General features: G+C 59.4%; 16 protein-coding genes. 6 read left to right on the top strand and 10 right to left on the bottom strand.

All coding sequences use genetic code 11. From position 1 onward, the window contains the following. Window positions 1–181 precede the first annotated feature (181 nt). Window positions 182–796 carry a hypothetical protein gene (locus C8J36_RS07390; protein ID WP_132533747.1) on the top strand — a complete coding sequence of 205 codons (615 nt, stop codon included), beginning with the start codon at window positions 182–184 and terminating at the stop codon, window positions 794–796. Window positions 797–932: 136 nt separating this feature from the next. Here C8J36_RS07390 and C8J36_RS07385 read toward each other — a convergent pair whose 3' ends face one another. Both C8J36_RS07385 and C8J36_RS07380 read right to left on the bottom strand, forming a co-directional pair. Then, window positions 933–4,985, bottom strand: a complete 4,053-nt coding sequence (locus C8J36_RS07385) for a hypothetical protein (RefSeq protein WP_132533745.1) — start codon at window positions 4,983–4,985, stop codon at window positions 933–935. Between the two features lie 251 nt (window positions 4,986–5,236). After that, a complete protein-coding gene (locus C8J36_RS07380) occupies window positions 5,237–7,813 on the bottom strand; it encodes a hypothetical protein (RefSeq protein WP_132533743.1) in 2,577 nt (858 codons plus the stop codon). A 335-nt stretch (window positions 7,814–8,148) separates the two neighbouring features. Here C8J36_RS07380 and C8J36_RS07375 point away from each other — a divergent pair, with 335 nt between their 5' ends. The 3 genes from C8J36_RS07375 (at window position 8,149) to C8J36_RS07365 (ending at window position 11,314) form a co-directional block, all read left to right on the top strand. After that, window positions 8,149–9,288, top strand: a complete 1,140-nt coding sequence (locus C8J36_RS07375) for an acyltransferase (protein WP_132533742.1) — start codon at window positions 8,149–8,151, stop codon at window positions 9,286–9,288. An 18-nt stretch (window positions 9,289–9,306) separates the two neighbouring features. After that, window positions 9,307–10,680 (top strand): hypothetical protein, encoded by a 1,374-nt coding sequence (locus tag C8J36_RS07370; protein WP_132533740.1) that lies wholly within the window; start codon window positions 9,307–9,309, stop codon window positions 10,678–10,680. Window positions 10,681–10,768: 88 nt separating this feature from the next. Continuing rightward, a complete protein-coding gene (locus C8J36_RS07365) occupies window positions 10,769–11,314 on the top strand; it encodes a hypothetical protein (RefSeq protein WP_165914983.1) in 546 nt (181 codons plus the stop codon). Window positions 11,315–11,516: 202 nt separating this feature from the next. On the opposite strand, the gene C8J36_RS07360 is transcribed toward C8J36_RS07365, so the two are convergent. Then, window positions 11,517–12,776, bottom strand: a complete 1,260-nt coding sequence (locus C8J36_RS07360; RefSeq protein ID WP_132533736.1) for an oligosaccharide flippase family protein — start codon at window positions 12,774–12,776, stop codon at window positions 11,517–11,519. 13 nt (window positions 12,777–12,789) lie between these two features. After that, entirely contained in the window at window positions 12,790–13,896 is a 1,107-nt protein-coding gene (locus C8J36_RS07355; protein WP_165914982.1) for a glycosyltransferase family 1 protein, read from the bottom strand. A 299-nt stretch (window positions 13,897–14,195) separates the two neighbouring features. Here C8J36_RS07355 and C8J36_RS07350 point away from each other — a divergent pair, with 299 nt between their 5' ends. Then, window positions 14,196–15,434 carry a glycosyltransferase family 4 protein gene (locus C8J36_RS07350; RefSeq protein WP_165914981.1) on the top strand — a complete coding sequence of 413 codons (1,239 nt, stop codon included), beginning with the start codon at window positions 14,196–14,198 and terminating at the stop codon, window positions 15,432–15,434. Here C8J36_RS07350 and C8J36_RS07345 read toward each other — a convergent pair. Next, window positions 15,427–16,584 carry an acyltransferase gene (locus tag C8J36_RS07345; RefSeq protein WP_132533731.1) on the bottom strand — a complete coding sequence of 386 codons (1,158 nt, stop codon included), beginning with the start codon at window positions 16,582–16,584 and terminating at the stop codon, window positions 15,427–15,429. The genes C8J36_RS07350 and C8J36_RS07345 overlap by 8 nt on opposite strands. Window positions 16,585–16,730: 146 nt before the next feature. Beyond that, window positions 16,731–17,795, bottom strand: coding sequence for an acyltransferase (locus C8J36_RS07340; protein WP_165914980.1), 1,065 nt, complete (start codon window positions 17,793–17,795; stop codon window positions 16,731–16,733). A gap of 440 nt (window positions 17,796–18,235) precedes the next feature. On the opposite strand from C8J36_RS07340, the gene C8J36_RS07335 reads away from it, so the two are divergent. After that, window positions 18,236–19,663 (top strand): SGNH/GDSL hydrolase family protein, encoded by a 1,428-nt coding sequence (locus tag C8J36_RS07335; RefSeq protein WP_132533727.1) that lies wholly within the window; start codon window positions 18,236–18,238, stop codon window positions 19,661–19,663. A 71-nt stretch (window positions 19,664–19,734) separates the two neighbouring features. On the opposite strand, the gene C8J36_RS07330 is transcribed toward C8J36_RS07335, so the two are convergent. The 4 genes from C8J36_RS07330 to C8J36_RS07315 all read right to left on the bottom strand — a co-directional run bounded on the left by C8J36_RS07330 (window position 19,735) and on the right by C8J36_RS07315 (window position 24,356). Further along, window positions 19,735–20,832: a glycosyltransferase family 4 protein gene (locus tag C8J36_RS07330; protein WP_132533725.1), complete on the bottom strand. Its 1,098-nt coding sequence runs from the start codon at window positions 20,830–20,832 to the stop codon at window positions 19,735–19,737. Between the two features lie 97 nt (window positions 20,833–20,929). Continuing rightward, window positions 20,930–21,865, bottom strand: coding sequence for a glycosyltransferase family 2 protein (locus C8J36_RS07325; RefSeq protein WP_132533724.1), 936 nt, complete (start codon window positions 21,863–21,865; stop codon window positions 20,930–20,932). Window positions 21,866–21,872: 7 nt separating this feature from the next. Beyond that, window positions 21,873–23,015 carry a glycosyltransferase family 4 protein gene (locus C8J36_RS07320; protein ID WP_132533722.1) on the bottom strand — a complete coding sequence of 381 codons (1,143 nt, stop codon included), beginning with the start codon at window positions 23,013–23,015 and terminating at the stop codon, window positions 21,873–21,875. A 60-nt stretch (window positions 23,016–23,075) separates the two neighbouring features. Beyond that, the gene (locus C8J36_RS07315) at window positions 23,076–24,356 is read right to left on the bottom strand and encodes a hypothetical protein (RefSeq protein ID WP_132533720.1); all 1,281 of its coding nucleotides are present in this window, start codon (window positions 24,354–24,356) and stop codon (window positions 23,076–23,078) included. Between the last annotated feature and the right edge of the window lie 216 nt (window positions 24,357–24,572).

Raw genomic sequence — 24,572 nt, 5'->3', positions numbered from 1 at the left:
CCAGAATAAGTCCATCCCCGCTTGAAACGTCCTGCGGATTTGATATCAGGTTTATGTTGCACTGCAAACTGCATAATATCATCGGGTCGGTGGTCACATCACATTCCCGAATGACCGTTGTATTGTCCGACACGTCGTACCGCGACGTCATAACCGAACGCGAGCCGCGTGGAGACCCTTGATGGATGCTCATGAAACGCCATTCCAGAAGATAAAGGCCGACTTGCGCATCTTCGCGGAGGGCGAAAAGCGCGGGGTCACGGCAGGCTTCACCTTGCGCATGTTCCTCCTGACCCCCGGATTTCAGTTCGTCTTTTCGAGACGCCTTCAGGAAATCGTCGTGCGGATCCCGCTGATCGGCCGCTTGCTTCGCCGTATTCTGTGGTGGGCGACATGCCTGTGCTTCAGTTCCGAACTGGCCATGGCGGCCAAGGTCGGCGGCGGTCTCTACACGCCGCATCCGTTCGGCATCGTCATCGGCGCAGCGGAGATCGGGCGGAATGTCACGATCCTGCAGAACGTGACGATCGGCCGGACGTCGCCTGCGAGCCTGCGGGATGCGGTCGTGGGAGACCGGGCGAAGATCTTCGCCGGCGCCGCTGTTCTGGGCGCTATCACGCTTGGCAGAAATTCCCTGGTCGGCGCCAACTCCGTCGTCTTGAAGGATGTGCCGGACGATGCGACGGCCATCGGGGTTCCCGCCAGAATCCTGATCAAGAAGGCCGAGCAGGCCGTAGATGAGGTTGCGGCGCAGCCACTGCCCGCAACCTTGCCACAGCAGCCCCTGGATAGTTGAGCCGACGGATAGTTGAGCCGACGGCTGTCGGACCGGCAGGAGACGCCGCCCCGGCGCCACGACACCGTGACGCCGAAGTGGTGCGGGCAGGGCCCCGTGCCAGGGATTACCAGCCGCGTCCTCGTGTCGCCGCCGCTCAGACGAACAGGAAGTTGCCGGAGGTCACGCTCCCGACGGCGATGCCTTCGAGCGTGATGCTGTGGCCGTTGTCGAAGGAAATGACGGTATCCTTGCCGCTCTGGCTCATGTGCAGGTCTGCCATGGACGCCGCCCAGTGATCGTCCAGGACGATCTGGTCCTGCGAGCCCGCCGTCACGTTGAAGCTGGTCAGCGTGTCGCGGCCGCCGTCGAACGCAAAGTTGCCCTTGATCGTGTCACGGAACTGGATGGTATCGTTGCCGGCGCCACCATGGAACGACTGCCCGTTCGCATAGACGGTGAGGGCGTGCGAGCCGTCCTGGTGGCGGATATCCGCCAGCAGCAATTTGATGGCACTGTCGTAGGCGTCGGTGCGCACATTGCCCGTCCCGTCCTTCAGGAAGGTTTCGACCGTGCGGGACGCGTCGGCGGCCAGTGAGACGCGGGTCGAGATCTGGCCTGCGGCATCGTAGGACGAGATCTCCTTGGAGCCGTCGAGGTGGCGAACCTCCTTGTAGTCATAGGACCCATCCGCATGCAGGCGCTCGATCAGCAGGATGTTCCCGCCCTTGTCGATGGTCTGATGCTCGGTCGTGTAGGACAGTCCGGTCTTGTTGAAACTCGTATAATCGATGGTTCCGTCTGCATTCTTGACGGTCTGGTTGGTCAGGACGCCATTGACGAATTTCTTGACCTCCAGGGTGCCGTCACCGTTTTCGATCATGCTCTGTGCGAGTTTCGATGTCGCAGCATCATAGGTCAGGGTGGTGCGCGAGCCGTTGGTGCCAACCGTCACGTCGTTCAGCAACACGCCCTTCGCATTGTAGTAGAGATAGTCCTTGGTGCCGTCGGAATTGACTGTCTCGCGGGAATCGAACGTTCCATCGGCATGCTTGCGGATGAGATCGACGATCTGGCCCTTCGCATTGACGACCTGGATTTCCGTCGTCCAGGACTTGCCTGTGATGTTGGACAGCGTGTTGGTCTGACTTCCGTCGCGGTTCACCTCGTACTGGGCGGACAGAGCGCCGTTGACATAGACCTTGACGACAGAGCTGCCATCGACATTCCGGACCGAGTCCGTGAGCATCTTTCCGGTCTTGGTGTCGAACGTGACGGTTTCCTTCCATCCCGACTTCAGGACGGTATCGACCGTGGCCTTGATACCGGCCTTGTAGCCTGTCGTGGTCAGGTTGCCGTCCTTGTCGAGCGTGAAGTTGTAGGCGATCATCTTCGTCGCCGTATCGTAGTTCAGGGTAACCCGCGAACCGTCGGTTGCAACCGTCACGTCGTCGCGCAGCACGCCTTTGGCGTCGTAGTACAGATATTTCTTGGTACCGTCCGCGCCGAGCGTTTCGCGGGAGTCGAACGTCCCGTCCGCATGCTTGCGGATGAGATCGACGATCTGGCCCTTCGGATTGACGACCTGAATTTCCGTCGTCCAGGACTTGCCGGCGATGTTGGAAAGCGTGTTGGTCTGGCTTCCGTCGGGACCCCGTTCGTACATGGCCGACTGGATGCCATTGACGAAGACCTTGAGCACGGAGCTTCCATCGACGTTCTTGATCGCGTCCGTCACCGTCTTGCCGGTGGCCGTGTCGAAGGTGACCGTTTCCCGGAAGCCGGATTTGAGCGTGGTCTCGACAGTGGACTTGATGCCGGCAATATACTTGGTCGTGACGAGGTTGCCATCCTTGTCCAACGTGATGTTGCGGGCGATCTTGCCTGTCGCGGTATCGTAGCTGAGCGTGACGTTCGAACCATTGGCGCCGACGGTGACGTCGTCGCGGAGAACACCCTTGGCATCATAGTACAGATACTTCTTGGTGCCGTCAGCGTTCAGCGTTTCGCGGGAGTCGAGCGTTCCGTCGGCATGCTTGCGGATGAGATCGATCACTTTACCCTTCGTGTCGGTCACCTGGATTTCGCTCGTCCAGTTCCGGCCCTTGATGTCGTAGAGCCAGTTCTTCTGGCTGCCGTCGCGGTTCAGATCATACTGGGCGGAGAGGGCACCGTTGACGTAAACCTTGATCACCGAGCTTCCATCGACGTTCTTGATCGAGTCCGTCAGCATTTTGCCGGTGGCCGTGTCGAAGGTGACGACTTCCTTGACCCCGGCTTTCGTCACGGACTCGACCTTGGATTTGATGCCGGCCTTGTAGGTGGTCGTGGTCAGGCTGCCGTCCTTGTCGAGCACGATGTTTCGGGCAAGTTTCCCCGTGGCCGTATCGTAACTCAGGGAGACCTTGGACCCATCGGTCCCCGTCGTGACATCGTCGCGCAGTACGCCCTTTGCGTCGAAGTAGAGGTACTTCTTCGTGCCGTCGGCGTTCAGCGTTTCGCGGGAGTCCATCGTGTTGTCGGCATGCTTCCGGATGAGATCGACGATCTGGCCCTTTGCGTTGACCACCTGCGTCTCGACGGTGAAGCTTTTCCCTTTCACGCCGAAAGCGGTGTACTCAAAGCCGCCGTCGGCGGACACCTTGCATTCGCTGACCACCTTGCCGCCCGACAGGCCATAGTCGGTCCGGGTCAGAAGCTTGCCCGCCTCGTCGAAGGTCTGGACCTTTCTCCAGGTCTGCTGTTCGAAGCTGACCGAGAAGGTGAAGTCGCCTTTCACCTTCGACAGGACGGCGCCGTAGGTGGCGACCATATGCTTCATCGTCTCGAGCGACGACACCTTGAGAACGGCGCTGTCCGACAGCGTGATCGACTGGAGCCCGTTGGAAACGGCAAGCGTATCGATACTGGCAACCAGCTCGGCCGCCGTCATCGTCAGGTTGGGCGCAACGGTCGTCACCGGCTCCGTCACCGGACCCTTGGCGCCGACCTCGATGATCAGCGCGTGGTCGCTGAGCGGGATCTTGATCGACTGGACATTGCGGTAGACGGCGATCGGCTCGATGCCCTTCAGCGGATCATAGACGTAGACCAGCGCCTCGACCTTGCCGAGATTGACCGTGACGTCGGTCGTTGGCGTGACGACGTCCTTGCCCGTGGTTTCGTTCCAGACGATCTTGTCCGTCCAGACCACGATATCGTAGACGCCGCCGGACTTCTGCATTGCCATCGCATGGGTTTCGGACGGCGCGTTGCTCAGGCTGTAGTTGATGGTGGTCCCGGCCGCTGCCGAACCGTCGTCGCCGGACTGAAGAATGGTGGTAAAATTGTGGATCGCGTTGGCGGCGAGCTTCGGGCTGCCATCGGCATTGAAGACGCCGAACTCGACTTCCTTCAGGCCCCGGAAGGCAGCCGACGGCACATCGAACAGCATGTAGATATAGGTCTGCTGCGACCCGTTCTCGTAGGCGTTGAGCAGGTTGTTGAGGATCAGCTTGGCCTGCGCCGTTTCGCTCGCGCCGATGCCGCCGGCCCCTGTGTAGGTGGTGTAACCCGTTTCGGTGACGACGATCGGATCGCCCTTGGAGGCTCCGCCCGCCAGATCCATCGAATTCTGCATGCTATCGTCGATGACCGAGCCCGTGTGCGGATAGGCATGGGCATTGGCGTAGTCGGAATATTTGCCGAGATCGCCCAGCGCCTTGTAGGCTTCCAGGCTGTCATGGCTGATGCTCAGGTTGAGAACGGAGACGTCGCTGAGGCCGGATGCGCCCTTGACCGCCGTGTAGAGCGCTTTCTGGAAGGCGGCTGCCGCTTCCATGGTGAAGGCGCCGATATGCGCGCCAGCGATATTGGCTTCGTTCAGTCCCTCGACGGAAATGATGCTGCCCGGGTGCGCTGCCTGAAACGCCTTGAGGACATCGACATAGGCTGCAAGCCCGGCCGAACCGCGGGCGACGAGCTCGCCCGGCGTCATGAAGTCGAACTTGATGCCGGCCGCCGCCATGGCGTCGAGAACCGGCTTGGCCTGGCCATAGGCGGACAGAGAATCCCGCACCGTATCGATGCCGAGATATTTGAGGCTCGATATGGTCTGGCTGGAGTTCTTGTAGGCATCCATATAGTAGCCGCCGCTGGTATTGATGCCAATGGAGCCGACAAAGGCGTTGGCGCTGACGGTTTTCGTGGTGATGATCGGGGTGGATGCCATGTTGGGACTGTCTCCATCGTCGTTTGAGGAGACGGTACCCGAGCGCCAGAAAGAAAGGTTTAGGCGGATAGTTCAACTTTTATCGATCGGACGATTCGCCATCGGTCCATCGGGAAACCCCTTGGCCATGTCGCGAAAGATCGCCTTCGATCGCGGCGGCGATATCGGTACGGGCTCCTCCGAAGCCCGTACCGATGACCATTTTGCGACCGGTATCCGGCCATCGCCCGGCGCTTTCAGATGTCTGTTCCTCAGACGAACAGGAAGTTTCCGGCTCCCACGCTGCCGACGGAAATGCCGAGGAGTGTAATGCTGTGGCCGTTATCGAAGGAGATGACGGTGTCGTTTCCGCTCTGGTTCAGGTGCAGGTCGCTCATCGCCGTCGCCCAGTTGGCGTCGAGAAGGATCCGGTCCTGCGTGCCCGGCGTGACGTTAAAGCTCGAGAGCGTGTCGTTGCCGCCGTCAAAGTCGAAGATGCCCTTGATGGTGTTGCCGAACTGAATCGTGTCGTTGCCGGTGCCGCCATGGAAGGTCTGCTCGTTTGCAGCGACCGTAATCGCGTGCGAGCCGTCCTGATGGCGGATATCCGCCAGCAACAGCTTGACGGCGCTGTCATAGGCGTCGGTGCGGACGTTGCCGGTGCCATCCTTCAGAAACGTCTCGACCGTGCGGGAGCCGTCACTCGCCAGCGTGACATGGGTCGAGATCTTGCCCGCGGCATCGTAGGACGAGATTTCCTTTGAGCCATCGAGATGGCGGACTTCCTTGTAATCATAGGTTCCGTCCGCATGCAGACGCTCGATCAGCAGGATGTTGCCGGCTGCGCCGATGGTCTGGTGTTCGGTCGTATAGGACAATCCGGTCTTGTTGAAGCTCGTGTAGTCGATGGTTCCGTCCGCATGCTTGATCGTCTCGTTGGTGAGGACACCATTGACGAAATTTTTGACGTCGAACGTTCCGTCGCTGTACTCGATTTTGCTCTGCGTGAGTTTCGACGTCGCCGGGTCGTAGGTCAGAGCCAAGCGCGATCCATTGACCCCGACCGTCACGTCGCTCACCAGCGCGCCCTTGGCATCGTAGGAGAGATACACCTTGCTGCCGTCGGCGTTGACGGTCTGGCGGAAGTCGAGCGTTCCGTCGGCATGCTTGCGGATGAGGTCGATCAGTTTGCCCCCGGCGTTCACGACCTGCGTTTCGGTGACGTAGCTTTTGCCTTTGATGCCGAAGGCCGTGTATTCGAAGCCGCCATCGGCGAAGATCTTGTTTTCGCTGACCACCGTGCCGCTCGACAGGCCGTATTCGGTCCGGGTCAGAAGATTGCCCGCCTCGTCGAAGGTCTGGACCTTTCGCCAGGTCTGCTGTTCGAAGCTGACCGAGAAGGTGACGTCGCCCTGCACTTTCGACAGAAAAGCGCCGTAGGTCGCGATCATGTACTTCATCGTCTCGATGGAAGAGACCTTGAGAACGGCGCTGTCCGACAGCGTGATCGACTGGAGGCCGGTGGCGCCGGCAAGTGTATCGATCCTGGCGACCAGCTCGGCCGCCGTCATCGTCAGGTTGGGCGCAACGGTCGTCACCGGCTCCGTCACCGGACCGCTGGCGCCGACCTCGATGATCAGCGCGTGGTCGCTGAGCGGGATCTTGATCGACTGGACATTGCGGTAGACGGCGATCGGCTCGAGGCCTGTCAGCGGATCATAGACATAGACCAGCGCCTCGACCTTGCCCAGATCGACGGTCACCTCGGTCGCAGCCGTGACGACGTCCTTGCCCGTGGCCTCGTTCCAGACAATCTTGTCCGTCCAGACCACGATATCGTAGACGCCGCCGGACTTCTGCATCGCCATCGCATGGGTTTCGGACGGCGCGTTGCTCAGGCTGTAGGTGATGGTGGTTCCGGCCGCTGCCGAACCGTCGTCGCCGGACTGAAGAATGGTGGTGAAATTATGGATCGCGTTGGCGGCGAGCTTCGGGCTGCCATCGGCATTGAAGACGCCGAACTCGACTTCCTTCGGGCCGCGGAAGGCAGCCGACGGCAGGTCGAACAGCATGAAGATGTAGGTCTGCTGCGACCCGTTCTCGTAGGCATTGAGCAGGTTGTTGAGGATCAGCTTGGCCTGTGCCGTTTCGCTTGCGCCGATGCCTCCGGCCGGTTTGTAGGTGGTGTAACCCGTTTCGGTGATGATGATCGGATCACCCCTGGAAGCCGCGCCTGCGAGATCCATCGAAGTCTGCATGCTCCTGTCGATGACCGAGCCCGTGTGGGGATAGGCATGGGCGTTGGCATAGTCGGAATATTGCCCGAGATCGCCCAGCGCAGTGTAGGCTTCCAGGCTGTCATGGCTGATGCTGAGGTTGAGAACGGCGACGTCGCTGAGGCCTGTTGCGCCCTTGACTGCCGTGTAGAGCACCCTCTGGAAAGCGGCCGCCGCTTCCATCGTAAAGGCAGCCGTGTAGTCATCGGGGATATTGGCTTCATTCAGTCCCTCGACCGAAATGATGCTGCCGGGATGCGCTGCCTGAAAGGCCTTGAGGACATCAATATAAGCAGCAAGCCCGCTTGCGCCTTCGGCCACGAGGCCTTTTCGCGTCATGAAGTCGAACTTGATGCCGGCCGCCGCCATGGCATCGAGCACCGGCTTGGCTTCGCCATAGGCGGCCAGAGAATCCCGCACCGTATCGATGCCAAGGTATTTGAGGCTCGATATCGTCTGGCTGGAGTTCTTGTAGGCGTCCATATAATAGCCGCCGCTGGTATTGATGCCAAGGGAACCGACAAAGGCGTTGGCGCTGACGGTTGTTGTGGTGATGACCGGGGTGGATACCATGGTGGAACTGTCTCCATCGTCGTCAGGCGGGGGGCGTCCAACCGCCAAAAGGAAAGGTTCAGGAAGTCGATTCGACTTCTCAAGGTTCGAAGGTCAGCCAGCCGTTTGTAACGACCAGGTGTCTGCTGCAGTGGCAGCAGGGTTTGGCATCACGGGGCTAAAGAGATTTACGTCTTGTGTGCACTGCACAATGCCCTTATCGTAAGCGCCTCGTCTCCTTGCCCTGCTTCAGCTTTGTGATCGTCGGACAATCATTTTGAAGCTTGATGAAAAAGAGACGCTTATGCTAGGTGTTCGTAATTTAGATTATTCTAAATATCAACGAACTTTTTTTGATGGGAATTCTCGTGGCAACAATTCCAGTACAGAAGATTGCTGAGACGACGGTTCCCGTCAGCGCGCATAGGTCTCGAGTGTCGCACGCTATACCGCCTGTGAACAACATGGACAGCTTGCGACTGTTCTTCGCGAGCATTGTCGTTTTCGCTCACTGCTATGATCTCACCCTAAACGCCGCGCTTATACCCCTGCGAACTCTGGCCTATTCCAGCGTAGCGGTTCAAGGGTTCTTCATCCTGAGCGGGTTTCTCGTGACCATGAGCTACGAGCGGTCCAAGACGTTAAAATCGTATTTGAACAAGCGCATAAGACGCATTTACCCCGCGTATTTTGCGATTATTGTCCTCTGTTCCGTTCTGGGCGTTTGGCTGACGACGCTGAGCCTTCGCGAGTATTTCGGGCTGGATCTTTTAAAGTATCTTTTCGCAAATCTGATCTTTTTGAATTTCTTGCGGCCAAATTTGCCGGGCGTGTTTGACGGAAATCTATTGAACGCCGTAAATGGCTCTCTCTGGACCATCAAGATCGAGGTGTCTTTCTATCTCGCCGTTCCGGTTATCTGCTATTTTATCCGCAAATTCGGCGCTTTAAAGATGTTGATTGCCATCTACATCCTGTCCTTTGCCTATAAATATACGTTCGATTATTTAAGTGTCACGACGGGTCGGAACATCTTCGATCTTCTCGCAAAATCGTTGCCGGGTCAGATGATGTATTTCGTTTCCGGCGCCGCTCTGTATTATTATTTTGACGTGTTGATGAAGCAAAAACTTGTGGCTTTTGCTGTGGGCATTGTGCTTCTCGGTCTGGGCTGGGGCCTTGGATTTGAGCCGGTTGCGCCGATCGGTTTGGCTCTGGTCGTGTTCTCGGTCGCTTTCGGCCCGTACTTCGGGAACGCCGCGAGATTCGGCGATCTCTCATACGGTGTCTACATTACGCATTTCCCTATCGTGCAAACGCTCATCCTCTTCGGGGCTTTCGCTGCGAACCCGTATCTGGCAACTGCCGGCGCATATGTCCTGGCGGTTCTCGCTGCGCTTGTGTCGTGGCACCTGATCGAAAAGCAATGGCTGTCACGCTCAAGCCATTATGTCGCCGTAAACACGTCGGTCCCTGCAGGGCATACGGCATCTTGAGGAGCAGGTGAGAACCATATGCAAGCGCTTCATGAAGCGGGTCAGGCCGCCGTGGGAAACAATTTGGAACACTCTGCCAGCCCGATGAGCACAAATAGCTCAGATCGACTTAAGAACTTCATTTTCAAATATTCCGTCTTTACATTCGTGCTATTCTGCTTGCGGGACGGCTTTACGGGCTCGGTGCGCTATTACTTTCAGATGCTCGGCATCAGTTTTGTGTGGTTTTTGCCGGACGTGCTGGCATTCGGGTCGGTTCTGATATTTTCGTACTTTCAAATATTTAAAGAGAGAAATCCGGTTGGTATATTTTTCGTAGCGGCATTTTGTCTGGCTTTGTTTACCAGCGTCATTTTTATGAATGACAGTGCTTTTACGCTATTTTCATCTATCAAAATGTTTATCCCAATGTTTGTTGGGTTTTGTTTCTACGAAAGGCGCATAACGGACATTAAGTGGGCGCAGTATCTGTTCCTTTTCGTATTTTTTGCTTCTGCCATTGGGGTCATACTGAATCCCTATGTTGAGTATCCCTGGTACGGTCAGGTTCTCGTCAATTTCGGCGTTGAGCGAGAAGCAACCAAGATGTGGTGGGTGGATGGCGTTCCCCGCTATGGCGGGTTTGCGGGCGATAGCACGATGGCCGCCTTTATGACGCTCTTCACGTATCTTCTAATATCTCCCTATCGTGGGATCATTTTCAACGTCTTATGCTGGCCGATCGTGATCATCGCCTTGTATCTGACGAATAGTAAGACGGCGATCGGGATCGCTGGGATCTACGCTATCCTCTACACAGCTATGAACTTCGTGCCATACGCCTCGCGCGTTCCGCTTGTTAAGACGTTTACGCTGTTGTCGTTCATATGCCTGATCGTCCCTCCAATCCTCATGATCGCGCTCGGGGGAGTCGATCTCGGCGCCATCGACCCGAAACTGGAAAGTATGGCGGACCGTATCAACAACACGTGGAACGGACCGTTCATCTGGATTTCCGAACTGTTTCCTGTCGGCATGTTCACGGGATGCGGAATCGGCTGCTACAGCTACCCCATGTCCTACACCGACATGGCAAAGTACAACCTGCCACTCGATAACTTCTACATGACGACATTCCTGATGATGGGGTACCCATTCCTCCTGTTCGTCGCGTTCCTGTTTTCCAGGGTTCCGTTTATGCGGGATCCGATCAAGCTGTCGATCCTCATGCTTTGGAACATCTACTCCGTTACCGTTCAGGGGTACGGCCCGTCCTATGCGACGCTGCTCTACGGCTACGCCATCAGCGAGGTCTTCGGGCGGGTCTCCATCCGTCGCTCGTCGACCCGCTCTCTGAAGCGAGCACCGGAGGGCAATCCGGGCCTGCAGACGATCGCCGCGCAGCCTGGTTGAATTCGCCCAGCCTCCGTTCTGCCTTACATACATGTCATCCGGATCTGAATTCGCCCGTCGAAATGAGAGTTCGAGAGAAGGAGACGTGATGAAATTTTGGGATGTCGTCAAAGCTGATATGCGGGCAAACGCCGGTCATGCGAACATGCTCAAGCTCCTCCCGACCTTCATTTTCAATCCCGGATTCTCGGCCATATTCCTGCATCGTGTCGCATGCAAATTGCGGCAGGGCGGCGTGGTCCGGCGTCGGCTGGGGCTTCTCGTCTGGCGTTGGAACGTTGGCCGTTCGGCGTGTCATATCAATCTCGACAGTGATATCGCTCCAGGGCTCTTCCTCCCGCATCCCACGGGTATCGTCATCGGTTCGGGTGCCAGGATCGGTCCGGGAACCACGATCTACCAGTCGGTGACGATCGGGAAGACGGCGTCTCCGCAGTATCCCGTCATTGGCGCCGGATGTGTCCTCTACCCCAATTCCCTCGTCATCGGCCCTCTCACGCTCGGCGACCGCGCGATTGTCGGCGCGGGATCCGTCGTGTTGAAAAGCGTGCCGGCGGACGGCGTGGTGGTCGGTACGTCGGCAAAGGTCCTGCGGGTGGGCCAACCGGAAAATGCGGTCGCCCTGCCGGTTTAGAGCGTTTTACCGCAGTGTCCGACGCCGAAGCGATTCCGCTTCGGGTGGAGATGCCCCCCATCGACGCGACGCCCAACGCTCCGCGACGCCCAACTCTCCGTAAGAGCCCGGGGCGTCCTGTCGCGACTTTTCAAGTTCGCCTCTCCCATCGGTCGGTCCCGTCCTCTGCGCGTGGGCGGGCACGTAGTGCCGTGCGCGGCCCTCAGGTCGCGGTGTCGGGCTGACGGGAAAAGATCAGGAGATAAGCGCCTCGGATCCCCGTCACGACCAAGGCCGTGATCAGCGCGGCGACGCCGGTTCCATTGAAGCCCAGCCAGGCAATCATGGCGGCCGTCATCGTGACCGACAGGCAGACGCCAAACATGTTGATCGTTGCGTAGTGGCTGTCCTTGTTCAGGCTGGTCAGGCCGACATTGAGCAGGTCGGAGCACGAGCGCACAATGGCTGCGAGCAGCAGCAGGATGAACAGTCCACGATGTTCGCTGATTTCCGTCATCGACAGGAAGCGGATCAGCAATTCGCTTCCGCCGAGAACGCCGGCGGCAAGCACGGTCGCGATAATGGCGGTCTTGACGATCTGCTTGCGGAAAACCTGCTTCCACTCCGCAATCGAGCCCTTCTGCCGGGCCTGGAACAGGATCGGCAGGGCGAGTTGGACCACGGCGGTCTGCATCAGCGTCTGCAGCGCATTGGTCAGCGACCAGAAGAACGTATAGATGCCGGTGAGCGTGAGGTTCAGCATATAGTTCACGATGTAGCGGTCGGCATAGATCAAACCGACGATGCTGAGATCGCTGATGTAAATGTGCCAGGAGTGGCGCAGCCGCTCCTTGATCCAGCCGAAATCGACGGGTGTTGCCGCCGTCTGGCGAAGCGGCCAGCTGCGCAGCAGATAGGCGAGCAGTGCCGCCGCAAGCACGTAGCTGGCGATCCAGCCGATGAAGACAGCCTCCAGCGTCCGGAAGACGGGAAATGCGACGCCGAGACCGACAACGACCGGCACCCAGAGGGCCGAGCGGACGAAAACCAGCAGATTGGCTTCCGTCGCCATGCTCTGTCCGATCAGCGGCATATGAATGTCGAGCCCGTAGGTCTCGAGCCAGATAAGGGCGATGATCAGTCCGTAGAGGAACGTGATCTGGTACCCCATCGCAAAGGCCACGATCACCCCGATGATGGTGGCGAGGACCAGCGTGACCGTCGTGACGAACAACCGGTTTTTGACGATGGCGGCAGCAAAGGCTGCATCCCGGCCGATGACTTCGCGAGATGTCCGATAGTTCAGCCCCCATCCGAGCATCGCCGGCAGAATGCCGATCGCTCCGAGCGCCAGACCGTAAATGCCGGTTGCCTCGAAGCCGAGATACTTGATGATGTAAAAGGACAGCAGGAACCGAAAGACCAGCGTCGAGCCCCGAAATGTCAGGTTGACCAAGCTCGACAATTTACGAAAGTGGCGCATCAGCAGTGATCTTTCATCTGGACGACGACGCGATGGTCGTCACCACACGCAGCAGCTCGGTCGCGCTGTTCTTCCACGAAAACTCTGCCGATCGCAATCGTCCCGCTTGTCGCAAAGCCTCTAGGTCGGCCTGGCCGTCCAGGACGGCGAGCATCGCGCGGGACATCGAGCCGATGTCCAGCGGATCGAAATAGGCAGCGGCATCGCCACAGACCTCCCGCAGAACGGGAATATCGGAGGCGAGGACAGGACAGTTCTCGCGCATCGCCTCGAGCGGCGGAATGCCGAAGCCCTCATAGAGGCTCGGAAACACGAGAGCCTGCGCATGCGCGTAGAGCGAGAGGATCTCGGCGTCCGACAATCTCCCGGTTTCGAGGAGATGGGCCGGGCGTACGGTCGCTTCGCCTTTGGAAAACGCCTTTGCCGCCTTGCCGACCAGAACGAAGGAGACGTCGCTGCGGTCAAGCGCGCCGAAAGCCTGGATCGCCCGTGCCAGGTTCTTGTTCGGGGCAGGGGAGCCGATGAAGAGAAAATACCTGCGATCCCTCAGTCCCAGCCGATCGAGGACGGTCTCGTCCGCCGTCACGTCGCCCATGTGATCCACCGCATTCGAGATGACCGAAATCGTCTCGACCGGCACCTTCAGAACGTCGGACAGTTCTTTTCGGGAGAAGTTCGAGACTGTCGCGAGACGCGAGCGGCGCGCGAGCAGGCGGCCCAGCGTCTGGTGGAGAAGGCGGTATGAGCGGGAAAAACCCTGGGGGAAGCGGTAGACCAGCGCGTCATGGATGACGGTCAACTGCCGTCCGTGCAGAACCGGTGCCGAATTGCAGGGGTTGACGAGAATGCCGTCGCGGCTGGCAGCGAGGAGGTCGATCTGTTCCCAGGCATGGCCCGTCAACCGCCCGGCGGTTTTGACCGCGATCTTCCGAAAACCCTGATCGAGCGATACGCCTTTCGGCACGAGGATCGTCCAGGCCTTTGCCTGCTCGTCGTCCAGCAGGTCGTCGATCGCGTGCAGGATCCCGCCCGCGAAACGCTCGACGCCCGTAAGCGGACGTCCGAGGAAGCGACCGTTTACATAAATCGGGATCTGGTGGGGTGGGGTCCCAGACGGCATCACGCGATCATTCATTATGGCTACCGGGTGCAGGCCCGCAAGCAGGCAAACAGTGTCCGCCTGTGTTGGCATGGAATTGTGCGGCGCACAAACAAGTCTCGCAATGTGGGCTGGACATGGCAATCGTTGAATGGCCGGCGTGGCGAAAAGGACACCTTCTGTCCGGTCCGCGGGCTTGCCTCGCGGGGCAAATCGCGATCGATCCCGTTTCTCTCTCTGCGTGGCGCTCTTGGATAAACAATGTTTTCCAGCTAGGTGTGGAAAAGCCCTCGCGCCAATGAAAAGGTTGATCGAACATCGTGCGGATCGCCATTTGCAATGCCCTTTATCCCACACCCGACGATCCCCTGATCTTTGGCGGTGCGGAAGTCTTCGTGCGCCAGTTTGCGGAAGAGCTGGTCCAGCGTGGCGACACCGTGACCGTGTTGCGCGCATCGCTGAAGGGCAGGCGCTCGACGGAAAACGTCAACGGCGTCACCGTGGAGTTCATCCCGGTGCGCAATCTCTTTCCACCCTTCGAAGAGCGGAAGAATCCGCTCGTCCGACTTGCCTGGCACGCGATCGATGACAGGATCCATGCCAGCGGCGAGATCCAGCGCATTCTGGACGCTTTTGCACCAGACCTGCTGCATTCGCACACATTGAACGGCTTGAGCACGGATGTCTGGCGGATGGCCAAGCGGCTGAAACTGCCGATCCTGCACACGATGCACGATTACTATCTCATCTGTCCCAAATGCTCCCGTTTCAAGTCCGGCGCGTCCTGTCAGACGACCTGCGGATCCTGCCGGGTGCTGTCGGACAACCGGCGTCGCCGGACGGCTCTCGTCGATGCGGTTGCCAGCGTCAGCCAGCGCACCCTCGATATTCACCGCGAGAATGGCGTCTTCGACGGGTCGAAGCCGACCTATGTCGTCCGCAACGTGCCCAACCCTGCCATCGTCTTCTCCGAGCTGACGCGCGGCCCGGGGCCGCTGACGATCGGTTATCTCGGCCGTTTCTCGGAGGAGAAGGGTGTCCGGCTTTTGCTGGAGGCCGTTGCCCGTCTGCGTCCGGGCAGCGTGCGCCTGCTCCTGGCTGGCCGCGTGTCCGACGCGGAGAAGGAAACGCTGAAAGCTCTGGCGCCGGAAGCCGATGTCGATTTCGTGGGCTTCGTATCGCCATCCGATTTCTACCGGCAGGTTCAGGTGGTCGTCATGCCGTCGATCTGGCACGAGCCGGGGTCGCTGGCCCTGGTCGATGCTCTCGCGGCGGGCAGACCCGTCATCGGCACGCCGTTCGGCGGAATACCCGAGATCATCGAAGACGGGGTGACCGGCTGGATTGCGGAGGCGACGCCGCAGGGCATGTCCGCCGCCATATCCCGCCTCGTCGCGGAGCCACAGCTTGTCGTGGCGGCGCATGAGGCCCTGGCTGAGAAACGTCATGCCCGACGCGCTTTCTCCGACGTCGTCGACGACTATCAGTCGATCTACAGCTCTCTCCTGCGGGGCCGATCGAACTCGCCCGGCACGGCAGCGGTCTTGCCTCTCAGATGATCGAGGGGGACGCGCCCCTTCCTGTGGTGAGACCGGAGGAGACCCGATTGAAGAATCGCCGGCCGGGCTCTTCCACGAAGCGGTAGGTGATCGTCGCGAACATGAGGACCACGCCGATATAGGCGAGGGCGACAAGATCCATCAGTCCGGCCGGGCCGAAATCCAGACGGTCATGAAGGCCGTCGAACCGGATGAGATCCACGCCGAGCCGCCCCTGCGCGATGCGAACCGCCGCGAACAGGATCGTGAAGACGATGAAGTGAACCAGATAGATCGAGTAGGACAGCGTACCGAGTAACAGGAGCGGCCGCACGCGCAGCAGCCGGGAAATCTGACCCCGCTCGAAGGAAAAAAGCAGGATGGCCACGCCGAACGCAATGATGTCGGCGGCGACGTAGCGGGGCTTGAACCAGAACAGCAGCACCATGATCGTCGTTGCCACGAGCTCCGGTGCCGTTCCCGTGAGGTAGGGCTTGTCCCGCAGTCGAAGATAGAGGTCGTAGGTCAGGTTGCCGGTGAAGAAGCCGAAAACGCACTGCACCAGGCCGAGGCCCGATGCGAGATTCAGCGTCGTCTGGATGTCATCGAGCCAGAAAAGCAGCAGGCCCGACGCGGCGAACATGATCACGGCCCCCCACTGGCGGTAGGTTCCAAACCCGAGAACGACCGCGACGAAGATCAGATAGGTATAGAACTCGGTGCTGATCGACCAACTCGGAGCATTCCAGGTCAGTTCTGGAAACGGAATGATGGCTTGCAGAAGAAACATGTTCGCGACCAGCGACGGGACATCATTCGTCCCGGCAAAGGGCGCTTCGGATCCGTGATAACCATGCGACGACAGGTAGAGTTTCGCCGTTTCCAAGAGGATGAGGATGCCCAGCGTCACGATGTGCAGCGGATAGAGCCGGCCGAACCGGCGGATCATGAACCGCAGGCCCTCCTGCGGGCCATCAAGGCTGGCGCGATAGGCATGCGTGATGACGAAGCCGCTGAGAACGAAGAAAAAGGGAACCGCGAGATTGCCGTTCCGCACGAAGGGGACGGCGTAGAAGTAGCCTGCGGCCTGGAAATGAAACAGTGCAACCAGCAACGCGGCAATGCCACGCCAGGAATCCAGCGCATCGAACCTGACCGGCTTTTCTCTCATCGTGGCGCCTCGTTTTAACGTGAGCCACTGTTTTAGAACAAACTACATAAGCGTCAATGAGAATGCCGAGCGAAAGCGCGAGTGCCGTCAGAAGACGCGCATTCGTTGCGAAGTGGCATGCCGGACGCCCGCGCCGGAGCGCAGAGTCATACGGGAGCGCGTGCCCGACCGGCGTTCAGACGGCGGCTCAGCGCGGCCCCGATGGGCTTTTCGACCCAGAGATGCACGGCCAGCGACCCGGCAATGGTCGCCAACATGCCCAACCAGTAAAGCGCATGCAGCGGCAGGCCGGCCTTGACGCCGATGGCGGCAAAGATCTTGATCGTGAACGGATGCGTGAGATAGAGCGCATAGGACGCATCGCCGCCGAGTGCCAGAAAGCGCGAGACGCGACCGTCAGGCGCGGGATTGCCGAGCACCACGGCCGCCGTGATCAGCACCGCGGGAATGCCGCCGGTGATCAATCGTGGCAGGTATTCGTAGCTTCCCGTCTGGAAGAACAGGACGGCAAGCACGAGGCCCGCGCCGACGAGAAGGGCTGAGACGGGCCGCGAAATCCGTGTCTTCCGCAGGAACAGGGCGGCCACCAGAATGCCGAGCAGGAACTCCCCGATGATCGAATTGCCCCAGAAGCGGAGAGGCCACACGGTCGGCGGAACGGCCAGCGCGACGATCATGAGCAGCGCGAAGGCAGCGACGAGCAGGCCGAGGCCCAGACGTTTCGGCAGGAGAAGCGCGACCGCGAAAACGAAATAGAAGAACATTTCGAAGTTCAAAGTCCAGCCGAGCGACAGCAGGGGGAACAGCTCGCCATCGGCTCGAGGCCATGGCAGGAAGGCGTAGGACGCAACGATATGCACGGGATCGATCCCGTTATTGTTGATCATGCTGCCCGCTGCGAGGATCGAGGCCAGCATCAAGGTCGTGCAGATCCAGTAGAGCGGCACGATCCGGATCAGGCGACGCATCAGGAACAGTCTGGCGGTGCCGGGCACGCCGAAACGATCATGCATCAGGTAATACATGATGAAACCGCTGATCACGAAGAAGATGTCGACACCGAGCCCCCAATCGAGCGGATGCCACATCGTGAACGCCTGACCCGTCGCGCGGGCCTTGTTCTCGATCTCCACACCCACATGCGCAAAAACCACCAGGATGGCCGCGCAGAACCGCAGGATCTGCACGTTCACGACATATCGGGCGGCCATGTCGAATCCTGTCATGGTTTGGAGGCGGCACAGGCATGAAGCATCATGCCGGGGAATACGGGTTGGCCAACTTTAACGCGGTCTGAACCGGGTTACAATCCATCCCACAGCTTAGATCGTTGTTTCCCCTTGACGAACGCGCTTGTCACGGGCGCGGCGACGGCTGTTTTTTTCCGGGGATAATCGTCCTTCGTCGAAAAATCGTTCCCGCTTTGTCCCCGCATGCCTCTGCGGTGGGATAGTCGGCCCGTCATCTGAAACGAGGTTCCCATGATCTGGACAGGTATCGGCATATCGCTCTCAGCGCCCTCGACCGCCTTGGCTGTCACCGCCGCCGCATACGTCCAGCTGAAGGGGAAAGTGACGTCGGGTGGCGACGTGGACCTGTCGGGCCTTTTGCCTGGCGGGTCCAGAATGGCTCTCATTGGAAAGAAATCATAATGGCTGGTGAAATCGAACTCTCCGACATCCGTACCCTGACGCATGTCCTCGGTCATGACGCGCAAGGCCTTTTCGGCCGGGCGCCGATCGGCAAGATCGCTGCGCCGCGATCCTTCAATATCGTCGCAGCCCTTGGCGACAGCACGGTGCAGCAGATGCACCTGGACTCGACGGTCCGGAACCGTGCGACCTACAACCACTTCTTCATCGGCAATGCACTGTCCGGCAACCGCATCGCCCGCGCCTACAATTTCGGTGTTTCGGGCGAGCGCACCGACCAGACGCTGGCGCGTCTCCCGGCGGCGCTCGCAACCGATGCCGGGGTCCTCTACATCAGCGAAGGCGTCAACTCGATCGCCCAGGCACCCTACACCCATGCGGTCAGCGGCCTGACCGTTTCGGCGGCAACCGTCGGAGCATCGGCCTTTGCCGATACGCAAACGAAGGTCGATGCGGCGCTGGCCCTGGGCTTGCGCGTCATCGTCGTGCTTTGCCACGGCGCGACGAACTATACGGCCGCGCAGATCAAGCAGCTCGTCATTTACAATGCGGCTCTGCGGCGCCTGGCGGAACTGCGTCAGAACGTCTGGCTCCTGGATGCTCCGGCCATTCTCCACGATCCCGCCACGTCTCCTACGAGCCTCGTCTTCCGCACGGGCTATATGCGGCTCGGCGAGGCGACGATCGTTCATGAGGCGACGACCGGCGCCTACTTCGTGGGCAAGGCCTTCGCGAGGATCCTGAGCGAGGTCATGCGGCTTCTTCCCCGGAATTCTGTCGATGGCTCGAACCAGCGCGTCAACGGCCAGCAGCTGATGAACAACCCGTTCTTCAACGCGACGACCGGCAATGCCGGCACCCTCGGGGCAGGCGGGTCGCTCGCGGCGGGAACGTCGGCAGTTCCGCGCGAATGGCTGTTCAACCGGGCGAGCGGCGACACGACCACGACGTTTACGGTGGGTGTCGAGCCGAACGCGGACGGCAATGGCAACGACGTTGTCATTACCTACAATGTGACCACGGCCGGCGGTGGTGTTCGGGTCGTTCAGGATCTGGCGGGCACCAGCCCGAATGGCGACTATTGGGTGCCGGACACGGTTCTGCAGGGGTTTTCCAAGATCTCGGTCGCAGCGGGATCGACGGGCATCGCGTCCGTGCAGACGAGCGTCGACATGAACGGTACGCTGAACGGCACCAGTACGACCCTGACCACGCACGCGCTGCTGGGCGATCTGGCCAGCGGACTGCTGCCCTCGACGGAAGGCTACGCGTTCGAGCATGCCACGGAGCAGATCCAGGTTCCCGCCTATAGCGCGCGCGCCTATCTCAGCTTCCGGGCGCTCAACCTGCTCTGCGGCGCGCCGGGCACGGGCACGGTGCGGCTTAACATGCCGCAGCTGAATGTGATCTCGACATTGGTTGCCTGACGATAGAACAGGCCCCGATCCCACCGTATGGGATCGGGGCCTGTTTTCCATTTGGCGACCGCCGGACGTCGTTACGTGACATCCGTGTCGGGCAAGGACTTGCCGGCATAGACGGCGTCGATTTGCCGGACCATCCGATCGGCCGTGTAGGTCGAGGCGAACCGCTGATATCCGATCGCGCCCATCTCTTTCAAACTTGCCTTGTCGAGGGTCCGAAGCGTCTCGTGCAACTGCTCGATATTCTCGGCTTCGACGATATAGCCGTATTTTCCGTGATCGACGATTTCCTGCAATCCGCCGACGGCGGAAACGATCACCGGCTTCGACAAACGCATGGCTTCGATGGCCACGAGGCCGAAGCCTTCCCAGCGCGAGGGGACGACGAGAACGTCGCAGCTCTTCATCTGGGCCGTCACGTCTTCTCTGCTGAGCCAGCCCAGCTTGACGATACAGTCGGGCAGTGCCTCGGGCAGGACATTCCGGCTGACGGCGACATCGCCCACGAGGCGCACGCTCAGCTTGTCCTCGAGACCTTTCACGGCCTTGATCAGGACATCTACGCCTTTTTGATAATCGAAGCGTCCCGCGTACAGAACCTTGATCCGATCGTCGTTCCAGACGGCCGGTTCAACGGCGGGTGCGGTCGTGGCGATGCCGTTCGGAACGAGACTGAGACGATTGAACGGGATGCCCAGTTTGAGCGCCCGGCCGAGTTCATGGCTGGAAATGACGATGATCTGATCCGGAAACACGGCGAGGCCGCGCTCCACAAGTTCGGCAAGCTTACGGGTTCTCGGGTTACCGGTCATGTCCATAGACCAGCCATGCGCACAGAAAATCAGCCGGGCTTTGGTAAAAGCCCGTGCGACGCGCACCACCGCACCCGCGATCGACGAGTGCGCATGAACAATATCCGGTTTTACGGATTTCAATACTTCAAGATACCGTCTCGCAAGCAAAAATGCGCCATAAAGTCTCTTGGGCCGTCGGAATGTCGTAATCGTGATGCCGGTCGAGAGTATTTTTGGATCGATATACTTTAAGTGGGATTCAGGGACTAAGAGAGAAACATTCTCTACGCCGTATTTTTTGACCTGATGAGGGACGAGTTCAGCAAGATATGATCCCGTCCCTCCAATGATTGTTTCACAAACGTGCAAAATCTTCATAAAAAAACGTTTCTTTCAACTCCAAAATGGACCGGCTCTTTCGGTTTTACTGTTATAATCAAGCCGTCTTGTCGTCAATCGCTAACGTTTGGGTTGGCTAACTGCCTTGTTGTCCGATAGGAGTAGAGCTGACCTCCCGCCGGCTATTCGCCAGAGACTCTGCCAAGGCCTGCGCGTTGGCGCGGGGAAGCCCCGGGACTCCGGTGCAGGATTTGATGATCCTGGGGACGCCGGGTGGTTTGAGGAGCGGAAGGACGAAGCGCTTTCGAAACAGCATCATGCTTTTCAGATGTGCGCGTCCTGCAAACGTCATCGGGCCGCTGGCGCTGGAGCGCTGGTGGTCGTGCACGAGTTCTGCCCCAGGGAAGCACTTGACCTTGTATCCGTAGCACCAGACCCGCGCGCAAAGATCCACGTCTTCCATGTAGAGGAAGTATCGCGTGTCCATTCCGTTGAGCTTCTTGTAAAGCGCCCGGGGGATCAGGAAACCCGTTCCCATGACCCATTCCGCATCGAAGGGCTCCTCACGCGGCCAGGCATCCAGCATCAGGTGCCGGTCGAGATGCTTTTGCAGAAGAGGCTTCAGTTGCGCCACCCGGCGTGCGACCACGTCGAGCGCGGAATAGAAGCGCCGTGCGGAAAACTGCCGGCTCCCATCGGGGTTGATCAGATCGAGGCCGACCAGCCCCACATCCTGGTTCTCCGCCATGTAGTCGAGCACGCGCGATACACTGTCGAATTCGAAGTAGGTGTCCGGATTGAGCACGAGCAGAAAGTCGGCCGTGGCATTGGTGGCGCCGATATTCACACCGGAGCCAAAACCCTCGTTCGTCGGCGAGAGGACGAGCTTGATCGACGGCGGAAGCTCGCGCTTCAGGCGCTCTGCGGAATCATCGGGAGAGAGATTGTCGACGACGATGATGTCTTCCGGGTCGCAGATCTTCTGCTCGACGATGGATGCGATGCATCGCAGCGTCAGATCGACCGTCCTGTAGTTGACGATGATGACATTCAGACTGGGGCGGTGTGACATGAGAACCTCACAACGATGTTTCTCTTGGGTCGGGAACGGTAAGTCCCAAAGCTGCAAAGAACGTCCTTGCATCCGACCGGGATGTTTCATGCATGGATTTGACGTGCAGGACGCAAGCTTGCGAAATAACGGTCCGTTGCTCGGCAACCTCCGTGATCACGCGGTCGAGAAGCCGTACGTCCTGTTCAAGGTCAAAGGTGATGAGCATGCTCGGAAGACGCATCCGCTCGGGGATGCATCCGGTTGAAGAAGCGAGAATCTCGCTTCCATAGCTGTAAGCTTCCAGTATCACCAGCGGGTCTGCTTCGTCTACCAGGCGTGTGGGAAGAATGAAAATGTCGACGTCTTCGTAGAAATGCGCCTTTGCGTCGCCTTGCACGGAGCCGAGATAGGTCGAAATCGTCGGGTGCCGCTCGCAGAACGCGACGATCTCCTGCTTGAGCGCGGCGTCGGCCACGGGGCCGGCAAGGCAGAAACGGAAATCGCTCCGGATCGCGGCCAGTTTCTCGATCATCTGCAGAAGGTAGTCGACGCCTTTCTCCCGCGTGATCACGCTCAGATGGCCGATCGTAACCGGGCCATGACGCTCCGCCGTGCGCCCCTTCTCGTCGTAGAAGAAGAAGGCATTCGGCAGCACGAAGCTCCGGCTCTTCTGTTGATCGGTGAGGTAGAGCGCCGCGTACCCGTCGCGCATCCTGGCGGACAGGAAGACGTGACGCTGGAACGGCCCGCCCAACCTGCACAGGACACGACTTGCGCGCGCCGGACCGAGATTGATCGGTCGGAAGGAATGGTGATGGACGATGTGGTCGAGTTTGCGCAGACGCAGCGCGGCGATGGTGGGAAGAAACAGCCAGACGCCGTTCTGGCCGGGAGGAGACGTGTAGACGTGATCGTCCCGACGAAGGAAGAACAGGATGATGAAGGGCAGCAGACAGCCCGCTACGATCTTCTCCGCCCCGGTGCCGCCCGTCGGCAGAATGGTCGTCGGGGCCTGTGATTCGAAGAATCGGGTGATGGTGGCATTGTAGTTAGACTGGCCATTCAGTGGCAGCGGCATCGGGCCGATCATCCAGATGCGCGGGCGCAGATGCGTCTCGGCTCTTGCCGCGCGGGCCCTGTTCATCAGCAATATCAGGAACTTCAGCATGGATACCCGTTTCAGAACAATCGGTTTCAGGACGGCCGACGGTCAGGTGTGTGGAGCGAATCAGTCGGTGATATCGATCGAGAACGGCTTGGCTGCATCCACATCATACATGATGGGCGCCGGACCGAGAGCAACATTTTGCGTTGCAACATTATTATCGCCGCACATCATCGTCCCGGTCGGGGTCCCGAAGGGCAGCGTGAAGGTCGCTTTTCTCTGTTCGTAGGACGTCCAGAGGACGATCTTCTGGCTCGTTCCAGACGTTATGCGGGCAACGAAGACATCCTTGAGGGGTTGTCTGACCTCGATGGCGTCAGCCGACTTGACGAGATCGGTTGCCGTGCGGACGAAGCAGACGGCCATCTTCGGCTTGTCGGCATAGGTGAAAAGACCGTAATTGCTTTCGCGATCGACCGGGTCCGGGCTGATGTTCTTCAGCGCGTGTATCCAGATGCCCTTGATCCACGGGATCGTTGCACTCTGCAGGATAAATTGTGCAAAATTATAGGCCGTGAGGTCATAGGGCATTCCGCAATTGCCGTTCGATGTCGGCCAGCCGTACTCCGTAATGTAGATGGGCGTCTCGACGCCGCCGCGAATGGTCTTCAGCTTGGCCTGAAGATCCTCGACGCGTTCGATCATTTCCGCCGCCGTGCGTTTCGACGGTTCCGCGCGGCACTGGTTGTAGAGGTGAACGGACAGGCCGAGGGCATTGTCGAGGACGCCGCCCCGAACCACCGCCTGAGCCCACTCCCAATTCGCGTCGTCACCGACGGTGCCGACGAGAATGCGCGCGTTCGGCATTTTCGCCTTGATCGTCTGGACGGCGAACTTGGCCACGCGGACATAGTGGACTGCGGCCCGCGGATCGTCCGGCGGTCCTGCGCCGTCAAGCGTCTTTTCCCGCGCGCCAAAGCCGATCGTCATGTTCCACTCGTTCCAGATCTCATAGATTGGATTGAACGGTGCGGTGATCTCGACGGCTTTCCTGAGATAGGCTCCGAAGTAACGCAGCCCCTCGTCGGTGAGCGGCGGTACGCCGCCGGGCACGGTCAGCGTGTTGGTGTGCCCAAGGTTGATCAGCGGCTGGAGATCGGACTTTGGCAGGAATCGCATCATGCGCCCTGCACCGGCAAGCACGACGCCGCCCGCCGGCGGAAACTTGAAGGACTGCCAGATGAGATAGTCACGGGTGGATGTGGCTCCGAGGTCGTGCAACTGGCGCAATCCCGTATCGGGATTGATGTAGCCGAGCACGCGAGACGGACCGTAGTAGACGTTGACGCCGATGATGGGCGGCTCGAACCTGGGCGCGTGTGACGCGATCGGATCAAACGTCACGGAGCGTGTTTCTGCCAGTGCGGATGCGCTCAGAGCGATCGTGGCGGCAGTGATGGACGCTGCCCATCGAAGCAGAGACGACAATCTTGAAAACAGGGCTGTAACTCCTTCCGTCTTTTCAGACGAGATGATGGCCCCCCAGAGCGACATTTGTGCGACGATGGCGACGCACGAACCTTCCCACACTTCCCTTACGCCCATGCTTCGTCAGAGGGG

Origin of the sequence: Rhizobium sp. PP-F2F-G48 (assembly GCF_004342335.1) — a bacterium.
GTDB lineage: Bacteria > Pseudomonadota > Alphaproteobacteria > Rhizobiales > Rhizobiaceae > Ferranicluibacter.
Note: the sequence above shows the minus strand (reverse complement) of the source record. Positions and strands in the feature narration are given on the sequence as shown.

Coding starts and splice junctions, on each gene's coding strand:
- C8J36_RS07390 (WP_132533747.1), top strand. CDS start 182: ATGGATGCTCATGAAACGCCATTCCAGAAGATAAAGGCCGACTTGCGC.
- C8J36_RS07385 (WP_132533745.1), bottom strand. CDS start 4,985: ATGGCATCCACCCCGATCATCACCACGAAAACCGTCAGCGCCAACGCC.
- C8J36_RS07380 (WP_132533743.1), bottom strand. CDS start 7,813: ATGGTATCCACCCCGGTCATCACCACAACAACCGTCAGCGCCAACGCC.
- C8J36_RS07375 (WP_132533742.1), top strand. CDS start 8,149: ATGGGAATTCTCGTGGCAACAATTCCAGTACAGAAGATTGCTGAGACG.
- C8J36_RS07370 (WP_132533740.1), top strand. CDS start 9,307: ATGCAAGCGCTTCATGAAGCGGGTCAGGCCGCCGTGGGAAACAATTTG.
- C8J36_RS07365 (WP_165914983.1), top strand. CDS start 10,769: ATGAAATTTTGGGATGTCGTCAAAGCTGATATGCGGGCAAACGCCGGT.
- C8J36_RS07360 (WP_132533736.1), bottom strand. CDS start 12,776: ATGCGCCACTTTCGTAAATTGTCGAGCTTGGTCAACCTGACATTTCGG.
- C8J36_RS07355 (WP_165914982.1), bottom strand. CDS start 13,896: ATGCCGTCTGGGACCCCACCCCACCAGATCCCGATTTATGTAAACGGT.
- C8J36_RS07345 (WP_132533731.1), bottom strand. CDS start 16,584: ATGAGAGAAAAGCCGGTCAGGTTCGATGCGCTGGATTCCTGGCGTGGC.
- C8J36_RS07340 (WP_165914980.1), bottom strand. CDS start 17,795: ATGGCCGCCCGATATGTCGTGAACGTGCAGATCCTGCGGTTCTGCGCG.
- C8J36_RS07335 (WP_132533727.1), top strand. CDS start 18,236: ATGGCTGGTGAAATCGAACTCTCCGACATCCGTACCCTGACGCATGTC.
- C8J36_RS07330 (WP_132533725.1), bottom strand. CDS start 20,832: ATGAAGATTTTGCACGTTTGTGAAACAATCATTGGAGGGACGGGATCA.
- C8J36_RS07325 (WP_132533724.1), bottom strand. CDS start 21,865: ATGTCACACCGCCCCAGTCTGAATGTCATCATCGTCAACTACAGGACG.
- C8J36_RS07320 (WP_132533722.1), bottom strand. CDS start 23,015: ATGCTGAAGTTCCTGATATTGCTGATGAACAGGGCCCGCGCGGCAAGA.